At 64.4% G+C, this 23474-nt stretch carries 19 protein-coding genes; 10 read left to right on the top strand and 9 right to left on the bottom strand.

The genetic code is table 11. The features are described from left to right. Positions 1–153: 153 nt before the first annotated feature. Positions 154–1281, top strand: coding sequence for a 4-hydroxyphenylpyruvate dioxygenase family protein (locus ACLFKU_RS09090; RefSeq protein WP_410848827.1), 1128 nt, complete (start codon positions 154–156; stop codon positions 1279–1281). Positions 1282–1337: 56 nt separating this feature from the next. On the opposite strand, the gene ACLFKU_RS09095 is transcribed toward ACLFKU_RS09090, so the two are convergent. Further along, positions 1338–2270: a LysR substrate-binding domain-containing protein gene (locus ACLFKU_RS09095; RefSeq protein WP_410848828.1), complete on the bottom strand. Its 933-nt coding sequence runs from the start codon at positions 2268–2270 to the stop codon at positions 1338–1340. A gap of 125 nt (positions 2271–2395) precedes the next feature. Between ACLFKU_RS09095 and ACLFKU_RS09100 the strand changes: the two genes are divergently transcribed. Beyond that, complete coding sequence (locus tag ACLFKU_RS09100; protein ID WP_410848829.1) at positions 2396–3433, top strand: DUF1338 domain-containing protein; 1038 nt, start codon at positions 2396–2398, stop codon at positions 3431–3433. Positions 3434–3478: 45 nt separating this feature from the next. After that, the gene (locus ACLFKU_RS09105) at positions 3479–6469 is read left to right on the top strand and encodes an FAD-binding and (Fe-S)-binding domain-containing protein (protein WP_410848830.1); all 2991 of its coding nucleotides are present in this window, start codon (positions 3479–3481) and stop codon (positions 6467–6469) included. 25 nt (positions 6470–6494) lie between these two features. On the opposite strand, the gene ACLFKU_RS09110 is transcribed toward ACLFKU_RS09105, so the two are convergent. Further along, a complete protein-coding gene (locus ACLFKU_RS09110) occupies positions 6495–7130 on the bottom strand; it encodes a helix-turn-helix domain-containing protein (RefSeq protein ID WP_410848831.1) in 636 nt (211 codons plus the stop codon). A 182-nt stretch (positions 7131–7312) separates the two neighbouring features. Further along, positions 7313–8134: an oxaloacetate decarboxylase gene (locus ACLFKU_RS09115; RefSeq protein ID WP_410848832.1), complete on the bottom strand. Its 822-nt coding sequence runs from the start codon at positions 8132–8134 to the stop codon at positions 7313–7315. Positions 8135–8366: 232 nt separating this feature from the next. On the opposite strand from ACLFKU_RS09115, the gene ACLFKU_RS09120 reads away from it, so the two are divergent. After that, entirely contained in the window at positions 8367–8678 is a 312-nt protein-coding gene (locus ACLFKU_RS09120) for a hypothetical protein (RefSeq protein WP_410848833.1), read from the top strand. 187 nt (positions 8679–8865) lie between these two features. Here the strand turns inward: ACLFKU_RS09120 and ACLFKU_RS09125 are convergent, their stop codons facing one another. The 3 genes from ACLFKU_RS09125 to ACLFKU_RS09135 all read right to left on the bottom strand — a co-directional run bounded on the left by ACLFKU_RS09125 (position 8866) and on the right by ACLFKU_RS09135 (position 11718). Next, positions 8866–9177 carry a DUF4148 domain-containing protein gene (locus ACLFKU_RS09125; protein WP_368584089.1) on the bottom strand — a complete coding sequence of 104 codons (312 nt, stop codon included), beginning with the start codon at positions 9175–9177 and terminating at the stop codon, positions 8866–8868. A gap of 191 nt (positions 9178–9368) precedes the next feature. Next, positions 9369–10463, bottom strand: a complete 1095-nt coding sequence (locus ACLFKU_RS09130; protein WP_410848834.1) for an aldose epimerase family protein — start codon at positions 10461–10463, stop codon at positions 9369–9371. 34 nt (positions 10464–10497) lie between these two features. Then, positions 10498–11718 (bottom strand): XylR family transcriptional regulator, encoded by a 1221-nt coding sequence (locus ACLFKU_RS09135; protein WP_018433875.1) that lies wholly within the window; start codon positions 11716–11718, stop codon positions 10498–10500. Positions 11719–12040: 322 nt separating this feature from the next. Between ACLFKU_RS09135 and xylA the strand changes: the two genes are divergently transcribed. The 6 genes from xylA (at position 12041) to ACLFKU_RS09165 (ending at position 20441) form a co-directional block, all read left to right on the top strand. Continuing rightward, positions 12041–13363, top strand: a complete 1323-nt coding sequence (gene xylA, locus ACLFKU_RS09140; RefSeq protein WP_368584087.1) for a xylose isomerase — start codon at positions 12041–12043, stop codon at positions 13361–13363. Positions 13364–13492: 129 nt separating this feature from the next. Continuing rightward, entirely contained in the window at positions 13493–14521 is a 1029-nt protein-coding gene (gene xylF, locus ACLFKU_RS09145; protein ID WP_013093030.1) for a D-xylose ABC transporter substrate-binding protein, read from the top strand. A gap of 95 nt (positions 14522–14616) precedes the next feature. Next, positions 14617–16176, top strand: a complete 1560-nt coding sequence (xylG, locus tag ACLFKU_RS09150; RefSeq protein ID WP_410848835.1) for a D-xylose ABC transporter ATP-binding protein — start codon at positions 14617–14619, stop codon at positions 16174–16176. Further along, positions 16173–17372, top strand: coding sequence for a sugar ABC transporter permease (locus ACLFKU_RS09155; protein WP_410848836.1), 1200 nt, complete (start codon positions 16173–16175; stop codon positions 17370–17372). The genes xylG and ACLFKU_RS09155 overlap by 4 nt, the downstream gene beginning before the upstream one ends. A 281-nt stretch (positions 17373–17653) precedes the next feature. Further along, positions 17654–19924 carry a molybdopterin cofactor-binding domain-containing protein gene (locus ACLFKU_RS09160; protein ID WP_410848837.1) on the top strand — a complete coding sequence of 757 codons (2271 nt, stop codon included), beginning with the start codon at positions 17654–17656 and terminating at the stop codon, positions 19922–19924. A gap of 55 nt (positions 19925–19979) precedes the next feature. Next, on the top strand, positions 19980–20441 hold the full coding sequence (locus ACLFKU_RS09165; RefSeq protein ID WP_410848838.1) for a (2Fe-2S)-binding protein: 462 nt from the start codon (positions 19980–19982) through the stop codon (positions 20439–20441). A 213-nt stretch (positions 20442–20654) separates the two neighbouring features. Here ACLFKU_RS09165 and ACLFKU_RS09170 read toward each other — a convergent pair whose 3' ends face one another. From ACLFKU_RS09170 to ACLFKU_RS09180, 3 genes are read right to left on the bottom strand one after another with little or no spacing between them, the layout of a single operon-like run. Continuing rightward, positions 20655–22223 (bottom strand): efflux transporter outer membrane subunit, encoded by a 1569-nt coding sequence (locus ACLFKU_RS09170; RefSeq protein ID WP_410848839.1) that lies wholly within the window; start codon positions 22221–22223, stop codon positions 20655–20657. Beyond that, positions 22220–23230 (bottom strand): efflux RND transporter periplasmic adaptor subunit, encoded by a 1011-nt coding sequence (locus ACLFKU_RS09175; protein ID WP_368584081.1) that lies wholly within the window; start codon positions 23228–23230, stop codon positions 22220–22222. The genes ACLFKU_RS09170 and ACLFKU_RS09175 overlap by 4 nt, the downstream gene beginning before the upstream one ends. Then, complete coding sequence (locus ACLFKU_RS09180; RefSeq protein ID WP_410848840.1) at positions 23227–23436, bottom strand: DUF1656 domain-containing protein; 210 nt, start codon at positions 23434–23436, stop codon at positions 23227–23229. The genes ACLFKU_RS09175 and ACLFKU_RS09180 overlap by 4 nt, the downstream gene beginning before the upstream one ends. Positions 23437–23474: the final 38 nt, after the last annotated feature.

Below are 23474 nucleotides of genomic sequence, written 5' to 3' on the forward strand. Positions count from 1 at the left end.
CGAAAGCCGCCGCAGCCCGTTTTTTTCGCGGCACACCGCGTGCAAGCCACGAGCGGGCGAGCGTCACGCAGACCACGCGAACGGCCGGAACGGTTCGCGCTGAATCCCGGAACGACCGGCCGCCGCATCGAAAGACCGTACAAGGAGATTGCCATGCCCAGCGACTTGCCCACTCCCGAGGCCGCGCAGCACGCCGTAATGGCGCCGGAGCACAATCCGCTCGGCACGGCCGGCCTCGAATTCGTCGAGTTCGCCGCCCGCGATCCGCAAGCGCTCGGCGAGACCTTCAAGCGGCTCGGCTTCAAGGCGATTGCGCGTCATATCAGCAAGGACGTGACGCTGTACCGTCAGGGCGAGATGAATTTCCTGATCAACGCGGAGCCCGATTCGTTCGCGGCGCGCTACGCGGAGGAATACGGGGTCGGCATCTGCGCGATCGGGATTCGGGTCGCCAACGCGCAGCGCGCGTTCGAACGCGCGGTGGAACTCGGCGCGTGGGAGTTCGAGGGCGAACGTCTCGGGGCCGGCGAACTGCTGATTCCGGCGATTCAAGGCATCGGCGATTCGCACATCTATTTCGTCGATCGCTGGCGCGGGCGCGGCGGCCAGCGCGGCGGCCTCGGCGACATCTCGATCTTCGACATCGACTTTCGCCCCATCGAAATCGACACGGCCGAGGCCGATCTGAGTCACGCGGGCAGCGGCCTGATCGCGGTCGACCATTTGACGCAAACCGTGGGCGAAGGCCGCATGCAGGAGTGGATCGACTTCTATCGCGACCTGCTGAATTTCCGCGAGATTCACGAGTTGCACGCGAATTGGCACGTGTCGGCGGAATCGCGCGTGATGGTGTCGCCGTGCGGCGCGATCCGCATACCGCTGTACGAGGAAGGCACGCGCCGGACCAACCTGATGCACGAGTATCTGCCCGATCATCCGGGCGAAGGCGTGCAGCACATCGCGCTCGCTACCGACGACATCTTCGCGTGCGTCGAGCGTCTGCTCGCGAACGGCGTCGAATTCGTCGAGCCGCCGCCGCGCTACTACGAGCAGCTCGATGCGCGCTTGCCGGGCCACGGGCTCGATGTCGAGCGGCTGCGGCGCACGCACGTGCTCGTGGATGGCGAGATCGGCGCGGACGGCGTGCCGCTGCTGTTTTTCCAGACCTTCGTGCGCCGTCGCGCTGGCGAGATCTTCTTCGAGATCGTGCAACGCCAGGGACATCATGGCTTCGGCGAAGGCAACCTGGCTGCATTGGCGCAGGCGCGCGCCGGCAACTGAGTTTCACACGGTCGCATGTGTGATTGATCCAATCACGCATGCGACCGGTGTTTTCCTCACGCCCCCTCGGGCCGCTCCGCCAACTCCGGATAAATCGCACCGTACGCGGCCGCTTCGCGCAGCAGCCACTCGCGGAAATTCGCGAGCGGTTTGCCGTGGCTCAACTCCGTTGGGTACACGAGGTAATACGCGGCGTCGGCGACGGCGGGTCCGTCGAACGGAATCACGAGACCGAACTGCTGCAACTGCGTGTCGACGAAAAAGCGCGGCACCAGCGCAATGCCGAGTCCGGCCGCGGCTGCGCTGATCAGCATCGTGTGCAGTTCATAGCGCACGCCTTGCATCGTGCGGTTGTCGTCGACGCCGAAATTCGCGAACCAGGTTGCCCAGCCATCGGGTCGCGTCGTCGAATGCAGCAGCGGATAGTTGAGCAGTTCGGCGACATTGCGGATCGGCCGCTTCAGCAGACTCGCCGCGCAGACCGGCACGACTTCCTCGCTGAACAGAAAATCGGCCGATGTACCCGGCCACGTCGGCTTGCCGTAGTGAATCGCCGCTTCGAAATGCGTGTCGGCGAAAGGGAACGTCGCGGTACGCACGCCCATGTTCACGCGCACATCCGGGTATCGTTCATTGAATGTGGCCATGCGCGGAATCAGCCATTGCGATGCGAACGTCGGCAATACCGCGAGTTCCAGATAACCGCCGCCGCTGCCGTGCGCGATGATCGACAACGTGTCGCGATCGAGGTGTTCGAGCGAGCGTCGCACCTGCGCGCTGTAGACGTTGCCCGCGCGTGTCAGCACCACGCGTTGCTTGACGCGCACGAACAGCCGCACGCCGAGGTTGCTTTCGAGCGTATTGATCTGTCGCGACACCGCGCTTTCGGTGAGGAACAGCTCGCGCGCCGCATGCGTGAAGCTCTCGTGCCGCGCCGCGGCTTCGAACGCGAGCAGCGCGCCCATGTTGGGAATCTTGAACTTTCGCACCTTAATTCCAAAAACGCATCAAGTGGCGATTTTATCTCGCTTTACGGGGGCGGAGCGGATTTTGAATAATCTCGCCCGTCATGAGCGCTTCTGGGGGCGCTCAGCGTATAGCGTGGAGAAGCCGGATGCGAAACTCGAAGAATGCGAACGTCGAACAACTGCTAGTGGAACTGCTGGGCGCGGAGAAAACCGCGCGCCTGTTTGCGACGCTGAATCACCCGCATGTGCTGAACGAGTGGGAAAGCGGCAGCGTCACGCGTGCGGAACTCGCGCAGGCGATGAACATGGCGCTGTTCGACGATCTGCTCGCGCGCTCGGAGAACGGCCGCCGCTATACGGAGGAAACCGTCGCCGGCGGCGGCAGCGTGTACTTCGATCATGGCGCGCTGCGCACCGTGCGCTGGCCCCACAGCGGCGCGCTGCCGCCCGGCGAGGCCGCGTTCGCGCGCATCCTGCGGCCGCTCGGCTTTCGGATCAACGGCCGTTATGCGCTCGATCGGCTCGGCATGACCGGCCGCGCGTGGGCGCATGACGACGCGCCCGACGAGATCGCGCAGTTCTTCGTCAGTGAACTGCACCCGGAACGTTTTTCCGCGGCGTTCCAGCAGGCGGTGACGAACGTGATCGGTGCATCGCGCGATCCGTTGACGCCGCGCGCTAATGGCCTGTTGTGGGAACTCGAACGCGACGGCGTGCTGCCGATCGATGCGGCGCAAGAGTTGCTACCGGTAATAGTCGGTGCGTTCGCGCGTCAGCACGAGGTGCCACGCGAAGCCGACTACGAAGTATTGTTGAAGGAATCGGCGGAGATGGCGTGGATCGCGACCGAAGGTAACGCGTTCAATCACGCGACCGACCGCGTCGCGGATGTATTCAAGCTGTCGGACGAAGAGAAGGCGAAGGGCCGGCCGATGAAGCCGGAAGTCGAGCATTCGCGTTCCGGGCGCGTTTTCCAGACCGCGTATCGCGCGGATCTCGTGCAGCGCGAGTTTCGCGCGGCCGACGGCAGTGTCGTCATGCGCGACGTGCCGGGCTCATTCTACGAATTCATCACGCGCAAGCGCAGTTTCGATCAGGACACGCGCCGCTGGGAAACGGACCTGCGTTTCGACGCGGGCAACGCGCAGGGCATCTTCCGGATGACCGCAAGCCAGGCGGCCTGAGCGCATACGACGGCGCGAGCGCCGGCATCGCAGACGAGGAGCGCAGTGGGGACGTCATTGTCATTGGATGAAGAGCGCGGGGTCGGCGAGCGCGGCGCTTCGAATGAACCGCATGTCGCCAGGCCTTTCGCGGGCAGCGCCGCGGTATTGCACGCGCTCGAAAGCGACCTGCGCCAGCATGTGCGCGGCGAAGTGCGCTTCGATCAGGGTTCCAAAGCACTGTATGCGTCGGATGCGTCGAACTATCGGCAAGTCCCGCTCGGTGTGGTGGTGCCGGCCGATCTCGACGATCTGCTCGCGACACTCGCCGCATGCCGTCGCAACGACGTGCCGTTCCTCGCGCGCGGCGGCGGCACGTCGCAGAACGGCCAGTGCGTGAACGTCGCGGTCGTCGCCGATGCGAGCAAGTATCTGAACCGCGTCGTCTCGATCGATCCGCTGGCGCGCGTCGCGATCGTCGAGCCGGGCGTCGTGTGCGACTCGTTGCGCGATGCCGCCGAACAGCACGGTCTCACGTTCGCGCCCGATCCCGCCACGCATAGCCGCTGCACGCTAGGCGGCATGATTGCGAACAACTCGTGTGGCGCGCATTCGGTGATGGCCGGCAAGACCGTCGAGAACATCGAGGCGCTCGAAATCGCCACCTTCGACGGCGCGCGTTTCTGGGTCGGCCCGACCTCCGAAGAAGAACTCGAACGCATCATCGCGGCGGGTGGTCGTCAAGGCGAAATCTATGCGGCGCTCAAGCAACTGCGCGACACCTACGCGGAACGGATTCGCGCGAAGTTCCCGCGGATCAAGCGGCGCGTGTCGGGCTTCAATCTCGATCAACTGCTGCCGGAAAACGGCTTCAACGTCGCGCGTGCGCTGGTTGGCAGCGAAGGCACCTGCGCGGTCACGTTGCAGGCCAAAGTGAGGCTCGTGAAGAGTCCGGCGAGGCGCGTGATCGTCGTGGTCGGCTTTACCGACATTTATACGGCGGCGGACGCCGTGCCGCATTTCATGCGCTGCGGGCCGATCGCAGTCGAGGGACTCGACCGCGCGATCATTCGCGGCTTGCAGGCGCGCGGTCTGAAGAAGGATGAGATCGCACTGCTGCCCGAAGGCGATGCGTGGGTCGTGCTCGAATTCGGCGCGGATACGCAGCATGAAGTACTGCAGCAGGCGCGCGACGCCGCCGCGTATTTTCAGTCGGGCGCGGCGGGTCCGGATATCTCGACGGTGCTCGTCGAAGATCGCGCATTGCAGGCGAACGTGTGGTCGATTCGTGAGACCGGCGCGTCGGCGGTTGCGTTATCGGTGGATCGCGACAAGCCCGATCCGGTGGTCGGGTGGGAAGACGCCGCGGTCGATCCGCTGCGGCTCGGCGATTATCTGCGCGCGTTTCAGGCGCTCGTCGATCGCTATGGCTACGAGACGAGCCTGTACGGCCATTTCGGCGACGGCTGCGTGCACGCGCGCATCACGTTCGATCTGCGCAGCGCGGAAGGTATCGCGACGTGGCGCGGGTTCTTGCGCGAAGCGGCGGAACTGGTGGTCGAATTCGGCGGCTCGCTGTCGGGCGAACACGGCGACGGCCAGGCGAAGGCCGAGTTTCTGCCGATCATGTACGGCCCTGAACTGATGCAGGCAATGGAGCAATTCAAGGCGATCTGGGACCCGGCGAATCGTTTGAATCCGGGCAAGGTCGTGCATGCATACCGCGCCGACGAAAACCTGCGCACGGGTCCCGCGTACAAGCCGGTAACGCTGCATACGAAGCTCGCGTTCGCGAGCCAGGAAGGCGACGGCTTTCAGCGTGCGATCGAACGCTGCATCGGCATGGGCAAATGCCGCTCGCTCGAAGGCGGCACGATGTGTCCGAGCTATCGCGGCACGCATGAGGAAAAGTACTCGACGCGCGGGCGCGCGCATCTGTTCTGGGAAATGCTGCAAGGCGACGTGATCGCCGATGGCTGGAACAGCCGCGAAGTGAAAGATGCGCTCGATACCTGCCTCGCATGCAAGGGCTGCAAATCCGATTGCCCGACGCATACGGACATGGCGTCGTACAAGGCGGAGTTCCTTTCTCACTACTATGAGAACAATCGGCGGCCGCGTCAGGCGCTGTTCATGGGGCGGATCGGCGAATGGGCGCCGTGGGCCGCGCGTTTTTCCCGCGTGACCAATTTTCTGACGACGGCGCCCGGTTTGTCCGCGCTCGGCAAATGGATGGCGGGTGTGCCGCAGACCCGTGCGTTGCCGCGCTTCGCCGCCGCGACTTATAGACGGAGCGCATCGTCGCAAGCATCCGCGATTGATGCGCGCGGCGGCGACGCAAAGAAAGTGATCCTGTGGGTCGACACGTTCAACGACCATTTCACGCCCGAGATCGCGCGGGCCGCAGCTGATGTGCTCGCGCAACTCGGCTGGCACGTGGTGCTGCCGAAGAAGCGTCTGTGCTGCGGGCGTCCGCTATACGACTTCGGTCTGCTCGAACGCGCGCGCGAACTGCTTACGCATATCGTCGACGATCTCGCGGACGACATCGCCGCCGGCGTGCCGCTGGTCGGTCTGGAGCCTGGCTGTCTATCGGTGTTCAAGGACGAGTTGCTGAAACAACTCCCCGATCATGCGTTGGCGAAGAAGCTGTCCGCCCAAACGTATCTGTTCGCCGATTTCGTCGCGCGTCAGCCGTTCGAGTGGCCGACGCTCGCGGCCAACGTGATCGTGCATGGCCATTGTCATCAGAAGGCGCTATTCGGCATGCAGGGCGATGCGGCGCTGCTGAACAAGCTCGGCGTCAGATGGAAGCTGCTCGATACCGGTTGCTGCGGGATGGCGGGATCGTTCGGCTTCAATGTCGAGCATCACGCGTTGTCGGAAAAGATCGGCGAGGACAAGCTATTTCCGGCGGTGCGCGACGCGATGGCGGCCAACGCGGAAACGATCGTGCTGACCAACGGCTTCAGTTGTCGCGAGCAGATCGAGCACGGTACGGGGCGACACGCACTGCATATTGCGCAACTCGCGCAACGCGCGCTGGCGGCGCGCTGAGTACACGCGCGCCGTGCAGGGCGCGCTATTTCTTCGCTGAATCGTTCGCGGCAGGCGGTGTATGCGGAAGGTCCGCATTGGTCGCCATCCACAACACTTCGGCGTCTTCCTCGCTGGTCGACACCGCCGCGTGACCCGTGCGGCTGTCGAAGTAGAGGCTGTCGCCCGCGTTCAGATGCGTCGGCGCGTACAGCTCCGAATAGAGGCACACGCTGCCGCTGATCACGTAGAGAAACTCCTCGCCTTCGTGGCGGCCCCAGTCGTCGAAAGCGTCGAGCGTGTGCGCCGAGATGCGGATGCGAAACGGCAGCATCGCCTTGTGCGCGAGATCGGTAGCGAGCAACTCCATCTGATAGCCGCGATACGCGTGGCGCTGGCCTTCGTTTTTGCGCGTCAGCGCGCGCCGGCCGCTCGCGCTGACTTTCGGCGTCGAGCCGAACAGTTCGCCGATTTCGATCTTCAGGCCCAGCACGATTTTCTGCAGCACGTCGAAAGTGGGGGACATCAGGCCGTTTTCGATTTTCGACAGTGTCGAGCGCGAGACGCCGCACAGGCGGCTCGCGGTTTCGAGCGTCAGATCCTGCGCCTGACGGGCGGCGCGCACGCGCCGGCCGAGATCGGTGGACGCGGTGTCGGCGGATTTGCTGAGATGGGTGTCCATGAGGCTTGCTGCGGGTCGGGTATGCGCTAAATCGGAGCGAACAATGTTTCCGATCATAACATTTGGCGTGATCGGTGCCGTTGGGCGCCGATTCAGGCGTTCGCGCGCTTTTCTCATCGGAAACGCCGCCGCTTTCCAATCACGTCGACGCGGCGCGCGAACACCTGTGCGCACGCCGTTTTTCACGCGTTGCGATTGAAAAGCTCATTGAGCTGCTTGCCCGCCACCGCGCCGGTGAAGTCGAAGCGGCCATCGGCCAGCGCCTGAGCGGCCTGCATGAAGCCACCCCACGCCGCGCGAGCGAGGCCGCCGCCGACGCTGATCCGCCGCACGCCGAGCGCGGCCACGTCCTGCAACGTCAGCGTCGAGGTCGAGCCGATCAGCAGATTGACGGGCTTCGGCGCGACGGCCGCGACCACTGCTTCGATCTGCTCGGGCGTCTGGATGCCGGGCGCATACAGGCAGTCGGCGCCCGCCGCCGCATAGGCCTTCAGCCGCGCGATCGCATCGTCGAGATCGGGCTTGCCGGCGACGAAGTTTTCCGCGCGGCCCACCAGCAGCGTATCGCCGCCGTTCTGATCGATCGCACGGCGCGCCGCGCTGAGCCGTTGCACCGCGACGTCGACCGGAAACAGCGGCGCGGCGGGGTTGCCGGACGAGTCCTCGATCGACAGACCCGCGACGCCCGTTGCCACCGCGAGCGCCACGCTCTCGGCGACTTCGTCCGGATCGCGGCCGAAGCCGTTTTCGAAGTCGGCGTTGACCGGCAGATCGGTCGCATCGACGATCGCCCGCAGGTGGGCGAGGATCGTTTCGCGCGGCAAGGTGTTGTCCGCGTGTCCGGTCGACCACGCAAAACCAGAACTGGTGGTGGCGAGCGCCTTGAAGCCGAGCGTATGCAGATAACGGGCGCTGCCCGCGTCCCACGGATTGGGCAGCACGAAACAGCCAGACGAGTGCAGCGCGCGGAAAGCGGCGCGTTTTTCAGCGGCGGTGCGGGGCATCGCGGGTCTCCTTGGAGTGAGGGAGCGCGGCTCCCTCGTTGAGGGGAAAACGTCGGTTCAACTGATGCGTGGGCAAATCGGCATTCACCAGGGGAAAGTCTATGTCCGTATCGAAAGCGCGGCTGATGAAATTGGCGGCGACTTTCACAGGTGGTGCGAATAATTCAAAATGCCGACAGGCGAACAAGCCGGCTCAGAAATGCGAAGGACACTTTCATCAAGGAGGCGCGACATGAACATCGCCACGCAGATGCGGTCGATCCCTGCCCTGTTGTTCCTCACACTCGTTGGCTGCGCCGCGGGCGGCGGGAACGGCGGTGCGCAAACCCATCTGAGTGCGACGCAATGCCAGGACCTGACCGACCTCAGGAACAAGGCGCCGGCCACGCATCAGCGGAGCATGAGCGAACTGACAGCTCTGCAGCAGGCAGGCTACCACCCTGAACGACGCTTTGATCCCGACTATCCGGCGAGTCTCGAACGCGCGCAGCGTCAGGTGAACATCTGGTATCAGACGGAATGCCCGCAGGCACGGTCAGGCTGAATCCGCGGCGGCGTCGGAATTAGCGGTACGTTGTTAGAGCCGCACATAAGTAGAAAAGCGAGCGCATGCGTTGAAAACATGCGCTCGCTTCATATCGGTCAGAAACGGCGAAAACCGCAAAGACTGGAAAGCCGCTAACTCACGAGTCTTTCCTCGCTGCGGATATTCGCAACACGTTCGCGACTCGTTATTGACCGTCCGGATTAACTACCATCGGATGATGGCCTGATTGCGACGATCCGCCCATCGGCGACCCGTAACCCGAGGTATCGGCTTGTCCCTTCCCGTTCATCGCGGCGACGCGTGCCTCGGCCGCCTGAATGTCCGCGGGATACTGCGCATCGAGCGAGATGGCCGGGTTATAGCCATTCTGTTCGAGTTGCTGCAGTTCCGCTTTGACTTCGGCTCGCGTGATCGGCTGTTCCGATTGTGCGAACGACGCGACCGGCGCGGCAGCGATCACGGCCGTAAGCGCAACTGCTTGAATAAGCGATTTCATGATGTTTCCCTCCGTAGTTGTCTATCGGGCGCCGCAGGGATGCCGGCGCCATAAAAACAGTCTAGAAGGGTGCGTACTTCGGGAAAACCACTAGTCGACTAATTCAGTATTGCAGAGAACGGCTAGTCGGCGAGCTGTAATCTCGCCGTCGCGGTGTTCGTAAAACACTGGAAAAGCGCCCGTGAATCTGGTCACACACCTTCGCGCACATCGACGCGATAAGTCGTGATTTGCCGGTAAGTATCGCCGGGTCGCACGATCACTTCGTCCAGGCCGCTCATATTGACCTCGTTCGGAAAACCGCCCGCCTCGAGGCACAAGCCGGCGTGCCGTTGATAGCGAACGCCGCCGCGTCCCGGGTTGCCGTTCAACGCGTTGCCCGTGTAAAACTGCAAGCCCCGCTGATCGGTCGCGACGGTCAGTTCGCGTCCGCTCCCGGGATCGTATGCGCAGGCGACTTCGCGCAGCGGCGGCGCGTGGCCGTGGTCGCCGTTTATCGCGTCTGTCGGCGCCTCGCGCAGCACGTAGCAATGATCGAAGCCGCCAGCGCGCGCGAGTTGCGAGTGCGGCCAGTCGAGCCGGCCGCCAATCGGCGCGCTCTGCCGGAAGTCGAATGCGTTGCCCGCGACGTCGGCGAGCTTGCACGGAATCATCGTCGCGTCGACTTCGAAAAAGCGCTCGGCGTCGATCGACAGCACGTGGCCGCGAATGTCGGTGCCCGCGCGCCCGGTCAGGTTGAAGTACGGATGGCTGGTCAGATTGAGTGGCGTAGGCGCGTCGGTGATCGCTTCGTAGCCGATCGTCAGCGTGCCGTCGTCGTCGAGCGAATAGCGCACCTGCACCGTCACGTTGCCCGGAAAACCGGCGTCGCCTTCGGGTGACTCCAGGCGCATCAGCAGCGCGCCGTCGTCCTCGGCCACGTCCCACAACGCACGATGAAAACCGACCGTGCCGCCATGCAGCAGGTTCGGGCCTTCGTTGCGATCCAGCGTGTACTCGATGCCGTCGAGCGCAAAGCGCGCGCCCGCAATCCGGTTCGCCCAGCGGCCGATCAGTCCGCCCATGTAAGTCGAGGCCGCCACGTATTCGGCGGGCGTGTCGTGGCCGAGCAGAATATCGCCGAGACGTCCGGCGCGATCCGGCGCGTGCCACGAAACCAGCGTCGCGCCGAGGTCGCTGATGGCGACTTTCATGCCATGTGCATTACGCAGCGTATAGAGCCGGACTCGATCGCCGCCCTGCAGCGTGCCCCATGGTTCGGAAGAGAGTTGTGCGATGCTGATCATGTGGTCGGTGCGAAGAAAAAATAGAAAAGCATGCTCAGCCAGTGGTTTTCGTCTTCGGGCCTACGCGCTCCTGGTATTCGCGCGGCGTGCAGCCGAGTTCGCGGCGAAAAACCGCGTACATGTATTGCAGCGACGTGAAGCCGCAACGAATCGCGACCTCCGCGCTCGACGCATCGCGTTTCGCGAGCAGCGACTTCGCGACGTCGAGCTTGTGGCGCAGGATCTCCTGATGCACGGTGCATTGCCGCTCGCGCCGGAAATACTCTTCGAGCGACGAACGCGACACGCCCACATAGTCGGCCACCTGCTCGGTGCGGATGCCCTGGCACGCGTACTGGCGAATGAAATGGCGCGCCCGCATCACGTACGGACTCGCGAGCGGCTGATGCCGCGTCGATTCGAGCACGTTGATGCCGACCGGCGGCACCAGAATGCGGCGCCCGGGAAAGCGCGCGCCGTGCAGCATCTGATGCAGGATGTGCGCGGCGGTACGGCCCATTTCCTCGGTCCCCTGTATCACCGACGACAGCGGAATGCGCGTCAGCGTGCGTGTGAGCGGATCGTTGTCGATGCCGATGATCGCGACTTCCTCGGGCACCGGAATGCCCGCGATCAGACATGCCTGGAGCAAATGCCGTGCACGCGCGTCGGTCACCGCGATGATGCCGACCGGCTTCGGCAGTTGCCGCAGCCATGTGGTCAGCTGTTCGATGGCCTGATTCCAGGAGGGCGCGCTCGTCGACAGACCGCGATAGATCTCGCTATCGATCTGCGCCGCGCTGCGTCCGTCCGCGCTGCGCAGATGCGCGAAGGCGAGTTCGCGCTGTTGCGCCCAACGGTTTTCCTGCGCCTGCGGCAGGCTGTACAGCGCGAAGTTTTCGAGGCCCGCGCCGATCAGATGCGTGTACGCGAGCGACACGAGCTTGCTGTTGTCGGTCGCGATATAGGGTAAATCCGAGGGGTACTGCGTCGGATCTTCATATGACGAACCGACCGCGACCACCGGCAGCGGACAGTCGCGCAGGGCTTCGCCAACGGCGGGATCGTCGAAGTCCGCGATGATGCCGTCGCCGTCGAAGCGCTGGATACCGGCGAGCCGGCAGCGGAAGTCCTCTTCCAGGAAGAGATCCCACGCGACGCGCGTCGACAGCAGGTAGTTGCCGATGCCGGTGATGATCTCGCGATCGTAGACCTTGTTCGCGTTGAACAGCAGCGCGATCCGATGGGTTGTCTGAGGTGCTTGTGGACGGGTCATGGCGGTGTGCGGCGTGCGGACGATGGACCACGCGCCTGTGTCTCCATTGTGTCGGGTGCCTGGGGGCAATCCCGTTTTTAAGCGTCTGGCTATTCTAGGCGTCGAATCGCGCGCCGGCAGTAAACAAACGCGCGGGCGGTAAGAAACATCAAGCGCGCTGCGAAATTTCGCAATTGCCGGCACATCGTGCAAGCGGCAGCATTGCGTCACCTCGTCGGCCTGCACGGCCAAGTCGCGCGGGTCGCAGTGAAGAATGCAAAGAAAACCTTTCATGGGACCCGAGTAGTCGCCTTGCGGCAACTCGGGCCGACCGGAGACGCCGATGTCCTACTTCGAACACATTCCCGAGATTCGATACGAAGGCCCGCAATCGGACAACCCACTCGCGTACCGTCACTACGACAAAACCAGGAAGGTACTCGGTAAAACGCTCGAGGAGCATTTGCGTATCGCCGTGTGCTATTGGCATACGTTCGTATGGCCCGGCGTCGATATCTTCGGTCAGGGCACGTTCCGGCGGCCGTGGCAGCAACCCGGCGACGCAATGGAGCGGGCGCTTCAGAAAGCCGACGCCGCGTTCGAATTCTTCTCGAAGCTCGGCACGCCGTACTACACGTTCCACGATACCGACGTCGCGCCCGAAGGCGCGAGCGTCAAGGAATACAGCGAAAACTTCCTGCGCGTATCCGACTACATCGCGCGCAAGCAGCAGGATACCGGTATCAAATTGCTGTGGGGCACCGCGAATCTGTTTTCGCATCCGCGTTACGCGGCCGGCGCCGCGACCAACCCGAATCCGGAGGTGTTCGCCTTTGCGGCGACCCAGGTGCGTCATGCGCTCGACGCGACGCTGCGCCTCGGCGGCGAGAACTACGTGCTGTGGGGCGGACGGGAAGGCTACGACACGCTGCTGAACACCGACCTCGTGCGCGAGCGTGAGCAGTTCGCGCGCTTCCTGCACATGGTGGTCGAGCATAAGCACCAGATCGGTTTCAAGGGCACGCTGCTGATCGAGCCGAAGCCGCAGGAGCCGACCAAGCACCAATACGACTACGACGTCGCGACCGTGCACGGCTTCCTGTTGCAGCACGGTCTCGACAAGGAGATCCGCGTCAACATCGAGGCCAATCACGCGACGCTCGCGGGCCACTCGTTCCATCACGAGATTGCGACCGCGTTTGCGCTCGGCATCTTCGGCAGCGTCGATGCGAATCGCGGCGATCCGCAAAATGGCTGGGATACCGATCAATTCCCGAACAGCGTCGAGGAACTGACGCTGGCCTTCTACGAGATTCTGCGCCACGGCGGCTTCACGACCGGCGGCATGAACTTCGATGCGAAAGTGCGGCGCCAGAGTGTCGATCCTGAAGACCTGTTTTATGGCCACATCGGCGCGATCGATAACCTCGCGCTCGGTCTCGAACGCGCGGCGGTGCTGGTCGAAAACGAGCGCCTCGAGCAGTTCAAGCGGCAACGCTACGCGGGCTGGGATGGCGAGTTCGGCCGCAAGATCCTGTCCGGCGAGTATTCGCTGGCGACGCTCGCGGACGACACACTGGCGCGCGATCTGAATCCGCGGCATGTGAGCGGGCAGCAGGAACAGATGGAAAACATCGTAAATCAGGCGATTTATAGCGGACGTTGAATAAAGATCGCGCGGCCACGCGGACCGCGCGCACCAGCAAGCTGTGGGTTGTCGCTTGTCCGAGTCTGCGGCTCGCAGCGCAGACCGATACGTCCGGTATTCCGGCGATCACTAACGAAGGAGACAAAAATGAAGTTCGCAATGCGTCGTAACGTACTGAGCTCGCTGCTGTGCGGCGCGGTACTCGCCAGCCTGTCGCTCGCCGCGCCGCTCGCGCATGCCAGCAAGGATCATCCGGAAATCGGCTTCTGCATCGACGATCTGCGTGTCGAGCGCTGGTCGCGCGATCGCGACTATTTCGTCGCCGCAGCGGAAAAGCTCGGCGCGAAGGTGTCGGTGCAGTCGGCCGATGCGAGCGAAGAGCGTCAGATCTCGCAGATCGAAAACCTGATCTCGCGCGGCGTCGACGTAATCGTGATCGTGCCGTTCAATTCGAAGACGCTCGGCAACGTGGTGGCCGAAGCACGCAAAGCGGGCATCAAGGTCGTGTCGTATGACCGCCTGATCCTCGACGCCGATATCGACGCATACATCTCGTTCGACAACGAGAAAGTCGGCGAAATGCAGGCGCAGGGCGTCTACGACGTGCGGCCGAAGGGCAACTACTTCCTGCTCGGCGGCGCACCGACCGACAACAACGCGAAGATGCTGCGCCAGGGCCAGCTGAAGGTGCTGCAACCGGCGATCGACAAGGGCGACATCAAGGTCGTCGGCCAGCAGTGGGTGCCGGAGTGGAGCGCATCGACCGCGCTGCGCATCATGGAAGACGCGCTGACCGCGAACAACAACAAGATCGACGCAGTCGTCGCTTCGAACGACGGCACCGCTGGCGGCGCGATCCAGGCACTCGCGGCGCAAGGCCTCGCGGGCAAGGTACCCATCTCGGGCCAGGATGCCGACCTCGCAGCGGTGAAACGTGTGGCGGCCGGCACGCAGACGATGACGGTCTACAAGCCGCTGAAGCTGATCGCGGGCGAAGCGGCCAAGCTGTCGGTCGCGCTGGCGAAGGGTGACAAGCCGGGGTTCAACGCGCAGTACGACAACGGCAAGAAGAAGGTCGATACGGTGCTGCTGCAGCCGACCAAGCTGACGAAGGCGAACCTCGACACCGTCGTGAAGGACGGCTTCTACACGCAACAGCAACTCGCGAGCAAATAACACTGAGACGGGTTTGATGTGAAAGCCACGCTCCCGGGCCGTCGCGCCCGGGAGCGTGCTCGAACATCGGCCCAACTTGCAGCGAGGCATAGCGAATGACGCAACCTCTTCTGACGATGCGCGGCATCGTCAAAGCTTTTTCCGGCGTAAAGGCGCTCGACGGCATCGATCTGACCGTATCGCCGGGCGAATGCGTGGGCCTGTGCGGTGAAAACGGCGCGGGCAAATCGACGCTGATGAAGGTGCTATCCGGCGTGTATCCGCACGGAACCTGGGATGGCGAAATCACCTGGGAAGGCGAAACGCTGAAGGCCGCGAGCGTACGCGACACCGAACGCGCGGGCATCATCATCATCCACCAGGAACTGATGCTCGTGCCGGAGCTGTCGGTCGCGGAAAACATCTTTCTCGGCAACGAAATCACGCTGCCGGGCGGCCGCATGAATTACGCGGCGATGTATCAGCGCGCGGACGAACTGCTGCGCGAACTCGGCATCAGCGGCATCAACGCTGCGCAGCCCGTGATGAACTACGGCGGCGGCCATCAGCAGCTGATCGAAATCGCGAAGGCGCTGAACAAGCGCGCGAAGCTGCTGATTCTCGACGAACCGTCGTCGTCGCTGACCGCCTCGGAAATCGCGATCCTGCTCGACATCGTGCGCGATCTGAAACGGCGCAGCATTGCCTGCGTGTACATCTCGCACAAGCTCGACGAAGTCGCGGCAGTCTGCGACACGATCAGCGTGATTCGCGACGGCCGCCATGTCGCCACGGAGCCGATGCGTTCGCTGACGACCGAGCGGATCATCTCGCTGATGGTCGGCCGCGAGATCAAGAACCTGTTTCCGCGCGAGCCGCATCCGATTGGCGACGTGATCTTCGAAGCCCGCAACGTTACGTGTTTCGACGTGACGAATCCGCGCCGCAAGCGCGTGGACGACGTGTCGTTCTCGTTGCGACGCGGTGAGATTCTCGGCGTCGCCGGGCTCGTCGGCGCGGGCCGCACCGAGCTGATGCAGGCGATCTTCGGCGCGTATGCGGGGATCAGCGAGGCGCACGTCGTGCTCGACGGCAAGCCGCTGAAAATCCGCGCGCCGATCGACGCGATTCGCGCCGGCATCGCGATGGTGCCGGAGGACCGCAAACGCCACGGCATCGTGCCGGGCATGAGCGTCGGCCATAACATCACGCTTGCGGTATTGCAGCGCTTCGCGTCGGGCGGACGCATCGATTCCGCGGCCGAACTCGACACGATTCATACGGAAATGAAGCGGCTTTCGGTGCGCGCCGCGAATCCGATGCTATCGATTGCAAGTCTGTCGGGCGGCAATCAGCAGAAGGCCGTGCTCACGCGCATGCTGCTGACCAACCCGACCGTGCTGATCCTCGACGAACCGACACGCGGCGTCGACGTCGGCGCCAAGTACGAGATCTACAAGCTGATCTTCCAGCTGGCGCAGCGCGGCATGTCGATCGTGATGGTGTCGTCCGAATTGCCGGAAGTGCTCGGCATCAGCGACCGTGTGCTGGTGATCGGCGAGGGCGAGTTGCGCGGCGACTTCGTCAACGACGGTCTCACGCAGGAAGACATTCTCGGCGCCGCGATCCGCCCCGTGCATCTATCTACGAACCCAACCGCAGCGAGTGCCGCATGACTCCCGACGTAACTTCCCAACGCACCGACAACGCCGCGCCGCGAGGCGCATTCGGCGGCACGCAACGGCTGCAGCAACTGTTCGCGCGCTACAAGATTCTCGCGCTGCTGATCGCCGTCGCCGTGATCTGGATTTTCTTTTCGGCGCTCACCCACGGCGCGTTCGTCACGCCGCGTAATCTGTCGAATCTGCTGCGGCAGATGTCGATTACCGGCATGCTGGCGTGCGGCATGGTGTTCGTGATCATCGCCGGTGAGATCGATCTGTCGGTCGGTTCGCTGCTCGGTTTGCTCGGCGGCGTCGCTGCGATTTTCGACGTGAACCGGCACTGGCCGATCGGCGTGACGATTCCGGTCGTGCTGCTAATCGGCATCGTGGTCGGCTTGTTCAACGGCTGGTGGTCGACGTATCGGCGCGTGCCGTCGTTTATCGTCGGGCTCGGCGGCATGCTCGCGTATCGCGGCATTCTGCTCGGCATTACCGGCGGCTCGACGATCGCGCCGGTGTCGGACAGCTTCGTGTTCGTCGGCCAGGGCTATCTGCCGCGCATTGCCGGGGACACGCTCGCCGTCGTGCTGTTCGTGCTGCTGGCCTTCCTGACGATCCGCCAACGCGCCAACCGGCAGCGTTATCAGCTGCGCGTCGTGCCGTTCTGGCAGGACGTCGCGAAGGTGGTCGGCGCGGGCGCGATTCTCGCCGGCTTCGTCGCGATGCTCGACAACTACGGCGGCATTCCGGTGCCGGTGTTGCTGCTGCTCGCGCTGCTCGGCATCTTCACGTGGATCGCGACGCAGACCGTGTTCGGACGCCGCATCTACGCGGTCGGCTCGAACCTCGAAGCGACGCGCCTGTCGGGTGTCAACACCGACCGCGTGAAGCTTGCGATTTTCGCGCTGATGGGGCTGATGTGCGCGTTCGCCGGCATCGTCAACACGGCGCGGCTCGCCGCCGGTTCGCCGTCGGCCGGCTCGATGGGCGAGCTCGATGCGATCGCCGCGTGCTTCATCGGCGGCACGTCGATGCGCGGCGGTTCCGGCACCGTGTACGGCGCGCTGATCGGCGCGCTCGTGATGGCGAGCCTCGACAACGGCATGTCGATGCTCGACGTCGACGCGTACTGGCAGATGATCGTGAAGGGCGGCATCCTCGTGCTGGCCGTGTGGATCGACGTGGTGTCGGGTTCGAACCGCCGTTGATCCGGTCGCAAGATCGCCTGATCGAAGCAGGCGCAAGGTTCGCGGTGTGCCAGCGGTTTTAATCTCGCTCGCACACCGCGGCCCGCGCGATAGCAGTTAATGAAACACCCCACGACTTTCCCCCGCCGCTTTCCGTCCCCGCCTTTCCACGCCGCACGGCCGCTCCAGGTTCACGCGAGCATTTAAGTATCACGCACGCCGATTCGTCTTATTACTATTCGCAGTCAAAGACGGGTGCATCGGCGCTGTCGCCGTTTTCCTACCATCGAGCCAGCCATGCCATGTTGACGCGCAGAACCTTTCTGCTTGGCGGCGCCAGTGCGTTGGGCGGGCTGCTGGTCGGCTGGGGCGTGCTGCCGCCGCGCCAGCGCCTGATGACGTCGACGCCGCTGCCGACGCAAGGCACCCAGGTCGCGCTGAACGGCTGGGTCAAGATCGACACCGACAACCGCGTGACGATCATCGTGCCGAAGGCAGAGATGGGGCAGGGCATCCATACGGGGCTTGCGATGCTGCTCGCCGAGGAGCTCGACGCCGACTGGTCGCAGGTGCACGTCGAAGAGGCGCCGATCGACCGGATCTACAACGCGGTGCAGAGCATCGTCGACGATCTGCCGTTTCGCCCGGACGACGACAGCTATATCCGGCGCGGCACCGTGTGGATTACGAGCAAGGCGGTGCGTGAGGTGGGCACGATGATGACGGGCGGCTCGTCGAGCATGAACGATCTCTGGACGCCGATGCGCGAGGCCGGCGCGTCGGCGCGCGCGATGCTGATCGGGGCGGCGGCCGACCGCTGGAACGTGCCGGTCCACGAATGTCGCGCGGAAAAGGGCTACGTGCTTCATCCGTGGGGGCATAAGGCGACGTTCGGCGAATTGTCGTCGGTGGCCGCGGGCCAGCCGCTGCCGCGCAGCGTCGTCCTGAAGCAGCCCGCCGACTTCAAGCTGATCGGCCAGCCCGTGCGGCGCATCGAAGCCGCGTCGAAAATCGACGGCGCGGCGCGCTTCGGCATCGACGTGCTGCCGAACGGGTTGGTTTATGCGAGCGTCGTGATGTGCCCGACGCTCGGCGGTACGGTCGCGCATTTCGATGCGACGCCCGCGCAAAAGATGCCGGGCTTCATCAAGGCGCTCGCCGTGCGGCCGTATGCGGGCGGCACCGGCGGCGTCGCCGTGATCGCGGACAACGCGTTTCACGCGATGAACGCGGTCGAGGCGATCAACGTGACCTGGCATCACGGCGAGGCCGCGAAGCTGTCGAGCAAGGAGGTGGATCGCCACCTCGTCGACGCGCTCGACCATACGGACGGCCACGTGTATTACGCCATCGGCAACGTCGACAACGCGATGAGTCGCGCGGCGCGCAAGATCGAAGCGGTCTATCACGCGCCCTACCTCGCGCATGGCGCGGTCGAGCCGCTGAACTGCACCGTGCAGGTCGCCGACGGCGCGGCGACCGTCTGGGTGTCGACACAAATGCCGCGGCTCGCGCGGCACCATGCGGCGAAAGTGCTCGACCTCGACGTCGATCTCGTCGATGTGCAGACGCAGTTGTTGGGCGGCGCGTTCGGCCGGCGCCTCGAACTCGATTTCGTCGCGCAGGCCGCCGCGATCGCGCGCGAGGCCGATGGCCGTCCGGTGCAAACCATCTGGTCGCGCCAGCAGGATTTCACGCACGACTTCTACCGGCCCGCGTGTGCGGCACGGCTGCAGGCCGGCTTCGACGAGCACGGCAAGCTGGTCGCGTGGCAAGCGAAGTCGGCGGGCCAGGCGATCGTGCCGGATGCGCTCGCGCGCTACTACGGCGTGCCGCACATGCCGATCGACAAGACCACCTGCGAAGGCGCGTTCGATCAACCGTACGAGTGGCCGGCCGCGCGCGTGTCGCACAAGATCGTCGAATTGCCGGTGCCGATCGGCTTCTGGCGCTCGGTCGGCCACTCGCATCAGGCCTTCTTCACCGAGAGCTTCACCGACGAAGCCGCCGTCGCGGCGGGCCAGGACCCGATCGCGTTTCGCGCGATGCTGCTCGCCGAGCATCCGCGTCATCTGGCGGTTCTGAAGCGTGTCGAGAAGTTGTCCGACTGGGGACGTCCGCTCAAACCCGCCGCCGATGGCGCGCGCCGCGCGCGTGGCGTCGCGTTGCACGAGGCATTCGGCAGCGTCGTCGCGCAGGTCGCGGAGGTGTCGGTCGGGGCGAACCGGCAGATTCGCGTGCATCGCGTGGTGTGCGTGATCGATTGCGGTTTACCGGTGAACCCGAACCTGATCCGTCAGCAGATGGAAGGCGGCATCGTGTTTGGGCTGTCGAGCGCGTTGCAGAACGAGATCACGATCGTCAACGGCCAGGTGCAGCAGAAGAACTTCGTGGAGTTTCCGGTCGTGCGAATGAATGTGTGCCCGGCGATCGAAGTCGACATCATGCCGAGTCAGCTGCATCCGCAAGGTGCCGGCGAACCGGGCGTGCCGCCGATCGCGCCGGCGGTGGGCAATGCGGTGTTCGCGCTGACGGGGCAGCGTTTGCGGACGCTGCCGTTGCGGCTTGCATGACGGACGGCGGACAGGCAACAGCTTGCGATGCAGCGTGGCGACTCAGGAGGCAGGCATGGCGGTACTGAACATCAACGGACGCAGGGTGCTGGTCAATGCCGACCCGGACATGCCGCTGCTATGGGTACTGCGTTGCGATCTCGGCATGACCGGCACCAAGTTCGGCTGCGGCGTCGGCATCTGCGGCGCGTGCACGGTCAATCTCGATGATGCCGCGTGCCTCGCTTGCCAGACGCCGATGTCGAGCCTGCATACGCAGAAGATCACGACGATCGAGGGTTTGCAGGGGCCCGAGGCGCAGGCGCTGAAGGCCGCGTGGCTCGAACTCGATGTGGTGCAGTGCGGTTATTGCCAAAGCGCGCAATTGATGGCGGCTTGCGCGTTGCTGAAGCACAAACCCGATCCGACCGATGCCGACATCGACGAGGCGATGACGCCGGTGGTATGCCGTTGCGGCACGTATCCGCGGGTGCGGGCGGCGATACATCAGGCGGCGGCGAAGGCGCGCAAGAGCTGAGCGCTCTTCCGGACCGCCGCCCGCCCAACTCAACGCGCGAACATTTCGACCACCGTAACCACCGCGGTGAAGACACCGATGCATCCGCCCAACGTGACTACACCCTGCATGAATGGCGACATACGAGACCCCGTAGTTGAAGTGGTGTCACGTATTTAACCGAAAGAGAAAGCAAAAAGAAAGCTTGTCAAAAATAAATCGTAAGACGGCCGATCAAGGCGCTTTCACAGTCGCGGCGCTCGACGCTCCCGGCTTCGCGCTCGGCTTGCCCGCTACGGGTGTTGCCTTCAACTGCGGGCGCGTTTCTCCCGGCGTGCTTTGCCCGCCGACCTCCCATCCGCCGCCCAGCGACAGGAACAGATTGACCTGATCGACCGCCACCTGGCCTTCCGCCGCCGCGAGCTGCGACTTTGCGGCCGTCAGTGTGCGCGTCGCGTCGAGATCGGCGAGGAACGACTCGCGGCCGGCGCGATACAGCCGATGCGTTTCATCCGCCGATTGCGCAGCCGACTTCAGCGCCGCGCGCAGCGCTTCGGCGCGTGCGTAATCGGACGAATAGGTTGCGAGGTTAGTCTCGGTTTCGCGCAGCGCGCCCAGCACCACGCCGTCGAACTTGGCGAGCGCGACCTGGCTCGACGCTTCCGCTTCGCGGACCCGCTGCCGCGCGCCATTGGCCGGGAAGTTCCAGCTGATCAGCGGACCGAAGCCCCAACGCGCCGTCGGCTGGGTGGGAATGTCTTCCAGAATGCCGGTGAAGCCCGCCGACGCGCCGATGCTGATGCTCGGATAGAGCGCGCCGGTCGCGACACCGATGCGCGCCGTCGACGCCGCGAGCTGACGCTCGGCTTCGTGTACATCCGGGCGCCGCCGCAGCAGCCCGGCGCCGTCGCCGATTGGAATCGGCTGGTGGATTTGCGGCAGCCGGTCGCACGCGAGCACGGCCGGCGGCAATTGCGACGGTGACTGCGCCAGCAGCATTGCGAGCCGGTATTGCGCGATCTTGCGGCGCGCGGTGTAGCGTGGAATGTCGGCCGTCAGGGTCTCGACCTGGGTCTGGCCGCTCGTGACCGCGGTCTGGTTGCCGCGGCCCGCGTCGCGCAGACGGCGCGACAGATCCACGCGCTGCTTCTGCAACGCGAGCGATTGCTGCGCGATGTGCAGTTCCTCCGTCGCCGAGCATTGTTCGACGTACGAGCGCACCACGTCCGCGACGACGGTGATGCGAGCGAGGTCGGCCGCGGCTTCCACGGCCTCGGTGTCCGCCGCCGCCGCTTCGACACCGCGGCGCAGCTTGCCGAACAGATCGATTTCGTACGAGACGTTGATGCCCATGTCACCCAGATTGGCGACCGGCAGTTTCTCGAACAGCAGGAATTGCTCGGCCGATTCCTGCGCGCGCTGGATCGCCACCGACGCGTTGCCGGAAAAGCCACCCTGCGCCTGCGCCACGCCCAGCGCCTCGCGCGAGCGCGCGAGATTCGCGGCCGCGACGCGCAGGTCGGTATTCGATTTCAACGCCTGTTCGACCAGACCGTTCAGCACCGGATCGTCGTACAGCTTCCACCAGACGGTCGGCGTGTTGAGGTTCGACGTCAGCGCGGGATCGGCGCCCTCGATCGCTCCAGTTGCGAGCGGCGCATTGACGAGCGCCTGTTTCGGCAGCGTGTAGTTCGGCCCGACGTTGATGCAGGCGTTCAGCGCGACGGTGAGCGGCAATAACGGCAGCAATGGCAGCAGCGGCAAGCGCGGCGCCAGCGAGGACAAGGTACGCACGAACTTCATTGCGACGCGCCCGACGGTGCGGTGGCCGTTGCCCCGGCCGACCCGGAGCCCACCGACGAACCCGGCGCCACCGGCGCGGCCGAAGCGGCGAGCGTGCCAGATGCGCCGCCCGTGCCCGACACGGCTCGGGTTCTGACCGGCGACAGATCACGCACCGACACCGTCGCGGTACGCCCCGCGATCAGGCGAAAATCAGCGGGCACTTCATCGAGCGCGACGCGCACCGGAATGCGCTGCGCGAGCCGCACCCAGCTGAACGCCGGGTTCACGTTCGGCAGCAGATTGGCGCTTTGCGTGCGGTCGCGGTCTTCGATACCGGCGACGATGCTCTGCACGTGCCCGCGCAGCGGCTTCGGCTCGCCCATCACGATGATGTCGACCGGCTGGCCGATGTCGATGCCGCGCAGCTTGGTCTCCTCGAAGTAGCCGTCGACGCGGAACGAATGCATGTCGACCACCGCGACCACCGCGCGGCCCGCCGCGACGAATTCGCCGGCGCGCGGCGCGCGGTCGTTCAGATAGCCGTCGACCGGGCTTTTGATCGTCGAACGTTCGAGGTTCAGCTTCGCGGTGTCGATCGCGACGTTCGCATCGGCAAGCGCGGCTTCGCCAGCGTCGACGCGCGAGCGGCTTTCTTCGAGCACTTCGGCGGCGACGAGATTGCCGAGCTGGCGGTTGCGCGCGTATTCGCGGCGCGCCTGATCGAGCGTCGCGCGACGCTGCTGCGCGGTTGCCTCGGCCTGACGCAAGGCGAGCGTGTAGCGCGCCTGGTCGATCCTGAACAGCACCTGGCCCTGCTTGACCTGCTGGTTGTCCATGACCTCGACCGACGAAATCAGTCCCGACACGTCGGGGGCGACCTGGATCACGTCGGCGCGTACGTGGCCGTCGCGGGTCCACGGCGCGAACAGGTAGTAGTTGACGAGTTTCCACAGCACGAATGCCGCGACCACCACGACGATCAGGGTCAGCAGGATCTGACCGACGGAGAACCAGGTTTTTTTCACGTTATTAGTCTGTGCGAAACGACGACGACAAGGCCCAGCACCAGCACATAAATGCCGAGATCGAAGACGGAGCGATGCCAGACGAAGCGGTAAAAGCTGGCGTAATCGAGCACGGTGCGGATGCCGAGGTTGATCAGATACGCGATCAACATCAGAACCAGCACGGACGGTACGAACACGCCGAAGATATCGATTTCACCGATCATCGCGGGAACTGGGAAAAGGGGGGACGGGGCGCGCCAGC

Origin of the sequence: Paraburkholderia sp. EG304 (assembly GCF_046543485.1) — a bacterium.
Taxonomy (GTDB): domain Bacteria; phylum Pseudomonadota; class Gammaproteobacteria; order Burkholderiales; family Burkholderiaceae; genus Paraburkholderia; species Paraburkholderia youngii.

Bases quoted from the DNA above. Each gene is read 5' to 3' on its own strand.
- ACLFKU_RS09165 (WP_410848838.1), top strand. From the start codon at position 19,980: ATGGCGGTACTGAACATCAACGGACGCAGGGTGCTGGTCAATGCCGAC.
- ACLFKU_RS09120 (WP_410848833.1), top strand. From the start codon at position 8,367: ATGAACATCGCCACGCAGATGCGGTCGATCCCTGCCCTGTTGTTCCTC.
- ACLFKU_RS09110 (WP_410848831.1), bottom strand. From the start codon at position 7,130: ATGGACACCCATCTCAGCAAATCCGCCGACACCGCGTCCACCGATCTC.
- xylA (WP_368584087.1), top strand. From the start codon at position 12,041: ATGTCCTACTTCGAACACATTCCCGAGATTCGATACGAAGGCCCGCAA.
- ACLFKU_RS09125 (WP_368584089.1), bottom strand. From the start codon at position 9,177: ATGAAATCGCTTATTCAAGCAGTTGCGCTTACGGCCGTGATCGCTGCC.
- ACLFKU_RS09135 (WP_018433875.1), bottom strand. From the start codon at position 11,718: ATGACCCGTCCACAAGCACCTCAGACAACCCATCGGATCGCGCTGCTG.
- ACLFKU_RS09170 (WP_410848839.1), bottom strand. From the start codon at position 22,223: ATGAAGTTCGTGCGTACCTTGTCCTCGCTGGCGCCGCGCTTGCCGCTG.
- ACLFKU_RS09155 (WP_410848836.1), top strand. From the start codon at position 16,173: ATGACTCCCGACGTAACTTCCCAACGCACCGACAACGCCGCGCCGCGA.
- ACLFKU_RS09160 (WP_410848837.1), top strand. From the start codon at position 17,654: ATGTTGACGCGCAGAACCTTTCTGCTTGGCGGCGCCAGTGCGTTGGGC.
- ACLFKU_RS09090 (WP_410848827.1), top strand. From the start codon at position 154: ATGCCCAGCGACTTGCCCACTCCCGAGGCCGCGCAGCACGCCGTAATG.
- xylG (WP_410848835.1), top strand. From the start codon at position 14,617: ATGACGCAACCTCTTCTGACGATGCGCGGCATCGTCAAAGCTTTTTCC.
- ACLFKU_RS09115 (WP_410848832.1), bottom strand. From the start codon at position 8,134: ATGCCCCGCACCGCCGCTGAAAAACGCGCCGCTTTCCGCGCGCTGCAC.
- ACLFKU_RS09130 (WP_410848834.1), bottom strand. From the start codon at position 10,463: ATGATCAGCATCGCACAACTCTCTTCCGAACCATGGGGCACGCTGCAG.
- ACLFKU_RS09100 (WP_410848829.1), top strand. From the start codon at position 2,396: ATGCGAAACTCGAAGAATGCGAACGTCGAACAACTGCTAGTGGAACTG.
- ACLFKU_RS09180 (WP_410848840.1), bottom strand. From the start codon at position 23,436: ATGATCGGTGAAATCGATATCTTCGGCGTGTTCGTACCGTCCGTGCTG.
- xylF (WP_013093030.1), top strand. From the start codon at position 13,493: ATGAAGTTCGCAATGCGTCGTAACGTACTGAGCTCGCTGCTGTGCGGC.